Raw genomic sequence first — 7,042 nt, forward strand, 5'->3', positions numbered from 1 at the left:
GTTTCTGACAGCCCTTACATGAAAGTTAATTTAAAGCGTCAGGCAAAAATCTTGGCAAAATGCTGCCATTCCGTTTCAACCGATCAGCAGGCCTGCCCATGACTCGCATTTTGACCATCGAAGACGACGCCGTGACCGCCCGGGAAATCGTTGCCGAACTGAGCAGCCATGGCCTCGACGTGGATTGGGTCGACAATGGCCGAGAAGGCCTCGACCGTGCCGTCAGCGGCAACTACGACCTGATCACTCTTGATCGCATGCTGCCCGAACTGGATGGCCTGGCCATCGTCACAACGCTGCGCACCATGGGCGTATCGACACCGATTCTGATGATCAGCGCCCTCTCCGATGTTGATGAACGCGTGCGCGGTTTGCGCGCCGGTGGTGATGACTACCTGACCAAACCGTTCGCCACCGATGAGATGGCCGCGCGGGTTGAAGTGCTGTTGCGCCGCCAGAACAGTGCAGAAACCCAGCCCACCACATTGCAGGTCGCCGACCTGGAGCTGGATTTGATCAGCCACGAAGCACGCCGCGCTGACCAAGTGCTGACGCTGCTGCCGACCGAGTACAAGTTGCTCGAATTTTTGATGCGCAACAGCGGCCAGATTCTGTCGCGGATGATGATTTTCGAAGAGGTCTGGGGCTATCACTTCGACCCGGGCACCAACCTGATCGACGTGCACATCGGCCGCTTGCGCAAGAAAATCGACGCGGTGGGCAATGTTCCACTGATCCGCACGGTACGGGGCTCCGGTTATGTCATTGCCGAACCCGTCTGACGGTTGGCGCTCTTCCAGCAGCCGCTTGCTGGCGCTGTACAGCTCGTTGTTCGTGGCCTGGAGCGCGATCCTCATGGGGGTCATGTATTACGAGGTGTCCAGCTACCTCGATAACCTCGCCAAGCATTCGCTGATGCAACGTCAGCATCTGTTTTCGCACTTTCGCGGCGAACAATTGGAAGACGCACTCGCCGCGAGCATGACTTTCGACATTCGTGGCATCGACGCTTATGGCCTGTTCGACGTCGAAGGCCGCTACCTTGGCGGCGCCCTGCAACAAATCCCCGAAGGTCTGCCGCTGGACGGCAAGATTCACATGCTCGCCGACTGCGCGGGCTCCGATGATCCGACCCTGCCCAACGACAGTTGCGATGCCGTCGCCACGCAGACCCGCGACGGCCGCTGGCTGGTGCTGCTGCGCGACAACGGTTCGCTGTTCGCGGTGACGCGGATCATTCTGCATGCGTTGTTCTGGGGGGTGTCATTCACGATTCTGCCGGGGATCGCCGGTTGGCACTTGCTGCGACGCCGACCTTTGCGGCGGATCAGAGCGATTCAGGACAGCGCTCAGGCGATCGTCGCGGGCGACTTGACCCATCGCCTGCCACTGTCCAATCGCCGCGATGAACTGGATATGCTCGCCGCCATCGTCAACGCCATGCTTGAGCGCATCGAGCGTTTGATGAACGAGGTCAAGGGGGTTTGCGACAACATCGCCCATGACTTGCGCACACCGTTGACCCGCTTGCGCGCGCAGTTGTATCGCATGCAGCAACAGGCGGGTGAAGGCTCGCAGGAAGCAGCGCAACTGGATTTGGTACTGGCCGAAGCGGATACGCTGATGGCGCGGTTTCGTGGTTTGTTGCGGATTTCCGAACTGGAAGATCGCCAGCGCCGCTCCGGTTTTGTCGAGCTGGACCCGGTGCAATTGCTGCAGGAACTGCATGAGTTTTATCTGCCGCTGGCTGAAGAAGATGAACTGCATTTCGAACTGAACATGCCGGAAACATTGCCACCCTTGAACGGCGACCGGGCGCTGTTGTTTGAAGCGCTGGCGAATCTGCTGAGCAACTCGATCAAGTTCACCCCGGCGGGCGGTACCGTGGTTTTGCGCGGTGTGAATGACGCAGGGCATACGCGCATCGAAGTGCACGATTCGGGGCCGGGGATTGCCGAGTCAGAGCGTGAGGCGGTGTTCCAGCGCTTCTATCGCACCGAGGGTGGGCAGCCGCAGAGCGGGTTCGGATTGGGGCTTTCGATCGTTGCGGCGATTGTCAGCTTGCATGGCTTCAATCTTGAAGTCGGCACCAGCGACCTCGGCGGCGCGAAACTGGTGCTCGACTGCCGGCAGAGCCTGATCACTAATTCCTGACGTCCATTTGGAATGCAATCAATGTGGGAGTGAGCCTGCTCGCGAAAGCAGTGTGCCAGGCAACAAATGTATCGTCTGATCCACCGCTATCGCGAGCAAGCTCGGCTCCTACAAGGTCTTAGTCGCACAAAAAATCCCGTGCACACCACAAATCAGTGTAGGAGCTGAGCTTGCTCGCGAAGGCGGCGTGTCAGGCAACAAATGTATCGTCTGATCCTCCGCTTTCGCGAGCAAGCTCGGCTCCTACAGGGTTCTTAGTCGCACAAAAAATCCCGTGCACACCACAAATCAATGTAGGAGCTGAGCTTGCTCGCGAAAGCGGTGTGCCAGGCAATAAATGTATCGTCTGATCCACCGCTATCGCGAGCAAGCTCGGCTCCTACAGGGTTCTTAGTCGCACAAAAAATCCCGTGCACACCACAAATCATTGTAGGAGCTGAGCTTGCTCGCGAAGGCGGTGTGTCAGGCAACAAATGTATCGTCTGATCCTCCGCTTTCGCGAGCAAGCTCGGCTCCTACAGGGTTCTTAGTCGCACAAAAAATCCCGTGCACACCACAAATCAGTGCAGGAGCTGAGCTTGCTCGCGATGGCGGTGGGTCAGGCAATAAATGTATCGTCTGATCCACCGCTATCGCGAGCAAGCTCGGCTCCTACAGGGTTCTTAGTCGCACAAAAAATCCCGTGCACACCACAAATCAGTGTAGGAGCTGAGCTTGCTCGCGAAGGCGGTGTGTCAGGCAACAAATGTATCGTCTGATCCTCCGCTTTCGCGGGCAAGCCCGCTCCCACAGGGTTCTCTGGCGCACACAAAATCCCGTGCACACCACAAATCAGTGTAGGAGCTGAGCTTGCTCGCGATGGCGGTGGGCCAGGCAACAAATGTATCGTTTGATCCTCCGCCTTCGCGAGCAAGCTCGGCTCCTACAGGGTTCTTAGTCGCACAAAAAATCCCGTGCACACCACAAATCAGTGTAGGAGCGGAGCTTGCTCGCGATGGCGGTGGGTCAGGCAATAAATGTATCGTCTGATCCACCGCTATCGCGAGCAAGCTCGGCTCCTACAGGGTTCTTAGTCGCACAAAAAATCCCGTGCACGCCACAAATCAATGTAGGAGCTGAGCTTGCTCGCGAAAGCGGTGTGCCAGGCAACAAATGTATCGTTTGATCCTCCGCTTTCGCGAGCAAGCTCGGCTCCTACAGGGTTCTTAGTCGCACAAAAAATCCCGGGCACAGCACAAATCAGTGTAGGAGCTGAGCTTGCTCGCGAAGGCGGTGTGTCAGGCAACAAATGTATCGTCTGACTCACCCCTATCGCGAGCAGGCTCACTCCTACAGGGATCTCGGCTGTACACATAATCCGGGGCGCACATGCGATCCATGTGGGATCGGGCTTGCCCGCGAAAGCGGTGTGTCAGGCAACAAATGTGTCTACTGATCCACCGCCTTCGCGGGCAAGCCCGCTCCCACAGGTTTTTATGGTGGATGATCAGGTTGGGTAGTTGGCCCGCAGGGCTTCGAGGCCGCCCTGGTAGATGCCGGTGAACAGCGCCACCACTTCTTCATCGCTCACGCCTTTGGCGGTGAAGCGCCCTGACCACGTCACCCGTGCGCCCAGCCCTTGGGCTTCAACCTTGATCGTCGCCAGATAATCCGTTGCCGGAAACGGTGCCTGTTCAATCGAGTAACTGTAGGTCTTGGCGGCGTTATCGAACGCTTGCAGGCGTTCGATCACCACGGCGCCGTCAGCGGTTTGCAAGGTGCGAACACGACCGCCGTCGCTCAATTCACTCTTGGGAATGAACGGCAGCCAGTCCGGCAGCGTGTTGAAGCCGCCGATCAATTGCCAGACCTGATCGGCCGAGGCCGGGATGTCGATATGTGCAGATGCAGATGCCATGGATAAACGTCTCTCTCAAGTATTCATATAGTCAGGCTGTCGACCACGCCGCCATCGACGCGCAACGCAGCGCCCGTGGTAGCCGAGGACAGCGGCGAAGCAATGTAAGTCACCAGGTGCGCGACTTCTTCAACATCCGCAACACGCTGGATGATCGAGGTCGGGCGAGCCTTGAGCACAAAGGCGTCGGCCTCATCGCGCAAGTTGCGGCCAGACTCGGCGGCGGCATCCTTGAGCATGTCTTGCAGGCCATCGGTGAACGTCGGCCCCGGCAAAATCGCGTTCACCGTCACACCAGTGCCCGCCAAGCGCTTGGCCAAACCGTGGGACACCGCGAGGTTGGCGCTTTTCGTCACGCCATAATTGATCATGTCGGCCGGCGTCGCCACCCCGGATTCCGAGGACAGAAAGATCACCCGCCCCCAGCCCTGCTCGACCATCGCTGGCACGTAATGCCGCGCCAGGCGTACGCCGGAAATCACGTTGACCTCATAGAACCGCGTCCACTCGCTGTCCGGCGCTTCGAAGAAATCGACGGCGTCGAAGATGCCAAGATTATTCACCAGAATGTCCGCGCGCGGTTCGGCGGCGAACAGTGTCTGCGCGCCCTCCGCCGTGCCGAGGTCGGCCGCCAGACCGCGCAATTGCGCGCCCGGCACTTTTTCGCGAATGCTCGCCAACGCCTGCTCGACCTTGCCGTTGTCGCGGCCGATCACCACCACCGTGGCGCCGGCTTCGGCCAGCGACTGGCTGATGCCCAGACCGATCCCAGCGGTACTGCCGCTGACGATGGCCAGTTTTCCACTCAGATCAATCTTCATGCTTTCACCTCATCGATGGGTAATGGTGCGCGTTCAGAAACCAGTTTTGCCTCACGCATGGCCTGCCAGAAACCGGCAGGAATCACCGCCGACAACGCCGCGACATCTTCAGCGATGCGGCCCGGTTTGCTCGCGCCGGGAATCACCGCAGCAACGGCAGGATTGGCCAACGAAAATTGCAGCGCGGCAGCTTTCACATCAACGTCGTAAGCGGCGGCGATGCGTTTGATCTGCTCAACTTTAGCGATCACTTCCGGGCTGGCCTTCTGGTATTCAAAGTGCGAACCACCGGCGAGAATGCCCGAGCTGTAAGGGCCGCCGACGACGATTTCGACATTCTGCGCCAGCGCCGAGTCCATCAAGCGTTGCAACGGACGTTCGTGATCGAGCAGCGTGTAGCGCCCGGCCAACAGGAAGCCATCAGGCTGCGCTTCGGTCAGATCGAGGGTCAACTCGCACGGTTCGACTTTGTTCACGCCCAGACCCCAGCCCTTGATCACGCCTTCTTCGCGCAAACGGGTCAGCACTTTGAACGCGCCAGTACGAGCCTGATTGAAGTATTCCAGCCATTGATCGCCGTAAAAGTCCTGAGCGATGTCGTGTACCCAGACGATGTCGAGGCGATCGGTTTGCAGGCGTTTGAGGCTGTCTTCGATCGAGCGCAGGGTCGCGTCGGCGCTGTAGTCATTGACGATTTTGTTCGGGCGACCGTGTTCGAACACGCCGCTTTTTTCGCCGAGATCGCGGGCTGCAGCGTCTTCGACTTCATCGAGAATCACCCGGCCAACCTTGCTGCTCAGCACGTAGTCGTCGCGCTTGTATTGCTTCAAGGCTTCGCCGAGACGAATTTCCGACAAGCCCGAGCCGTAAAACGGTGCGGTGTCGAAGTAACGCACGCCGGCATCCCACGCAGCATGCACAGTGGCTTGCGCTTCTGCTTCGGGAATGGCACGAAACATGTTGCCCAGTGGGGCGGTGCCGAAGCCCAGTTTACCGAGCAGTTTGTCTTTCAAGCTCATCGGATTGTCCTCATTCGTTGGTGGTCTGCGTGACCGTTGAGCAGATCCTAGATTGCGACACCGAGACCGTCCAAGACATAATGCGCAGCACTTGAGTCCCTATAGGTCTGACATGATCGACATCCGTCAATTGCGCTACTTCGTCGCCGTCGCCGAGGAAGAACACGTCGGCCGCGCCGCCGAACGGCTGCACATTTCCCAATCGCCGCTGAGCCGGCAGATCGCTCAGCTTGAAGAGCGCCTCGGCCTGACGCTGTTCGAACGCAGCCAGCAGCGCATTCGCCTGACCCGCGATGGCCAGACGTTTCTCGCTGAAACCCGCGCACTGCTTACGCACGCCAATCGCCTCGAATCCCTCGGTAAGCGCTTGGGTCGTGGTGAAGAAGGCGGTTTGTGCATCGGCTATATAGAGAACGCCATGCACGCCGGGGTTTTGCCCAATGCCCTGCGTGTGTTGCGGGTCGATCGGCCGAATGTCCACGTCGCGCTGTACAACTTGAGTTCCGCCGAGCAACTCGAAGGCCTGCGTCAGCGTAGTCTCGATATCGCATTGGTGAGTGAGCCGCCGACCGATGACGACCCGGATCTGCTGGGTTTTCAGGTGCTGGATGATCCGATGCTGCTGGCGCTGCCGGAACAGCATCCGCTGGCGCAGCAGGCGGTGTTGAGTCCGCAGGATCTGGCGGATCAGGAATGGATCGGCGTGCAGCCACGGCAGGACGCGAGTGATGAGTTTGTCAGCGCCTGCATCCGCGCAGGGTTTACTCCGGATGTGCGCATGCAGGCGACTGAGCCGTTTACCGCGCTGGGGCTGGTGGCATCGGGGCTGGGGATTGCGATGATTCAGAAAGGCCTGAGCCATAACGCGCCTCCCGGGGTCGTGCTGCGTGAGGTGCCTTGGCTGGCGTTTACTACGCCGTTGTGGGCGGCTTGGCACCGGATTAATTTGCGGCCGTTGGTGGAAACCTTCCGCACGGTTTTGACAGGCAATGAGATTTGCGCTGACTGAGCGGGCCTCTTCGCGAGCAAGCCCGCTCCCACAGGGGTTAGTGGCGCACGCAAATTCTGTGTGCACCGCCAATTACTGTAGGAGCTGCCGAAGGCTGCGATCTTTTGATCTTGTTTTTAAAAGAACAAGATCAAAAGATCGC

At 58.9% G+C, this 7,042-nt stretch carries 6 protein-coding genes; 3 read left to right on the forward strand and 3 right to left on the reverse strand.

Features of this window, described 5'->3' with window-relative positions; genetic code table 11:
• Positions 1–98: 98 nt before the first annotated feature.
• Together AD669_RS16025 and AD669_RS16030 are read left to right on the forward strand one after the other, a co-directional pair.
• The gene (locus AD669_RS16025) at positions 99–782 is read left to right on the forward strand and encodes a response regulator transcription factor (RefSeq protein WP_053121487.1); all 684 of its coding nucleotides are present in this window, start codon (positions 99–101) and stop codon (positions 780–782) included.
• Entirely contained in the window at positions 760–2,154 is a 1,395-nt protein-coding gene (locus tag AD669_RS16030) for a HAMP domain-containing sensor histidine kinase (RefSeq protein ID WP_053121490.1), read from the forward strand. The genes AD669_RS16025 and AD669_RS16030 overlap by 23 nt, the downstream gene beginning before the upstream one ends.
• 1,486 nt (positions 2,155–3,640) lie before the next feature.
• On the opposite strand, the gene AD669_RS16035 is transcribed toward AD669_RS16030, so the two are convergent.
• Genes AD669_RS16035 through AD669_RS16045 form a run of 3 tightly spaced genes read right to left on the reverse strand, consistent with a single transcriptional unit; the run spans position 3,641 to position 5,891 of the window.
• Positions 3,641–4,051 carry an SRPBCC family protein gene (locus tag AD669_RS16035; protein ID WP_053121492.1) on the reverse strand — a complete coding sequence of 137 codons (411 nt, stop codon included), beginning with the start codon at positions 4,049–4,051 and terminating at the stop codon, positions 3,641–3,643.
• Between the two features lie 23 nt (positions 4,052–4,074).
• Positions 4,075–4,872, reverse strand: coding sequence for an SDR family NAD(P)-dependent oxidoreductase (locus AD669_RS16040; RefSeq protein ID WP_053121494.1), 798 nt, complete (start codon positions 4,870–4,872; stop codon positions 4,075–4,077).
• The gene (locus tag AD669_RS16045) at positions 4,869–5,891 is read right to left on the reverse strand and encodes an aldo/keto reductase (RefSeq protein ID WP_053121496.1); all 1,023 of its coding nucleotides are present in this window, start codon (positions 5,889–5,891) and stop codon (positions 4,869–4,871) included. Before AD669_RS16045 ends, AD669_RS16040 begins: the two co-directional genes overlap by 4 nt.
• Before the next feature lie 112 nt (positions 5,892–6,003).
• Between AD669_RS16045 and AD669_RS16050 the strand changes: the two genes are divergently transcribed.
• A complete protein-coding gene (locus AD669_RS16050) occupies positions 6,004–6,900 on the forward strand; it encodes a LysR substrate-binding domain-containing protein (protein ID WP_053121498.1) in 897 nt (298 codons plus the stop codon).
• The last annotated feature ends 142 nt before the right edge of the window (positions 6,901–7,042 follow it).

It is taken from the genome of Pseudomonas sp. P1.31 (assembly GCF_001269815.1).
Lineage (GTDB): Bacteria > Pseudomonadota > Gammaproteobacteria > Pseudomonadales > Pseudomonadaceae > Aquipseudomonas > Aquipseudomonas rustica.

Coding starts and splice junctions, on each gene's coding strand:
- AD669_RS16035 (WP_053121492.1), bottom strand. CDS start 4,051: ATGGCATCTGCATCTGCACATATCGACATCCCGGCCTCGGCCGATCAG.
- AD669_RS16030 (WP_053121490.1), top strand. CDS start 760: ATGTCATTGCCGAACCCGTCTGACGGTTGGCGCTCTTCCAGCAGCCGC.
- AD669_RS16050 (WP_053121498.1), top strand. CDS start 6,004: ATGATCGACATCCGTCAATTGCGCTACTTCGTCGCCGTCGCCGAGGAA.
- AD669_RS16045 (WP_053121496.1), bottom strand. CDS start 5,891: ATGAGCTTGAAAGACAAACTGCTCGGTAAACTGGGCTTCGGCACCGCC.
- AD669_RS16040 (WP_053121494.1), bottom strand. CDS start 4,872: ATGAAGATTGATCTGAGTGGAAAACTGGCCATCGTCAGCGGCAGTACC.
- AD669_RS16025 (WP_053121487.1), top strand. CDS start 99: ATGACTCGCATTTTGACCATCGAAGACGACGCCGTGACCGCCCGGGAA.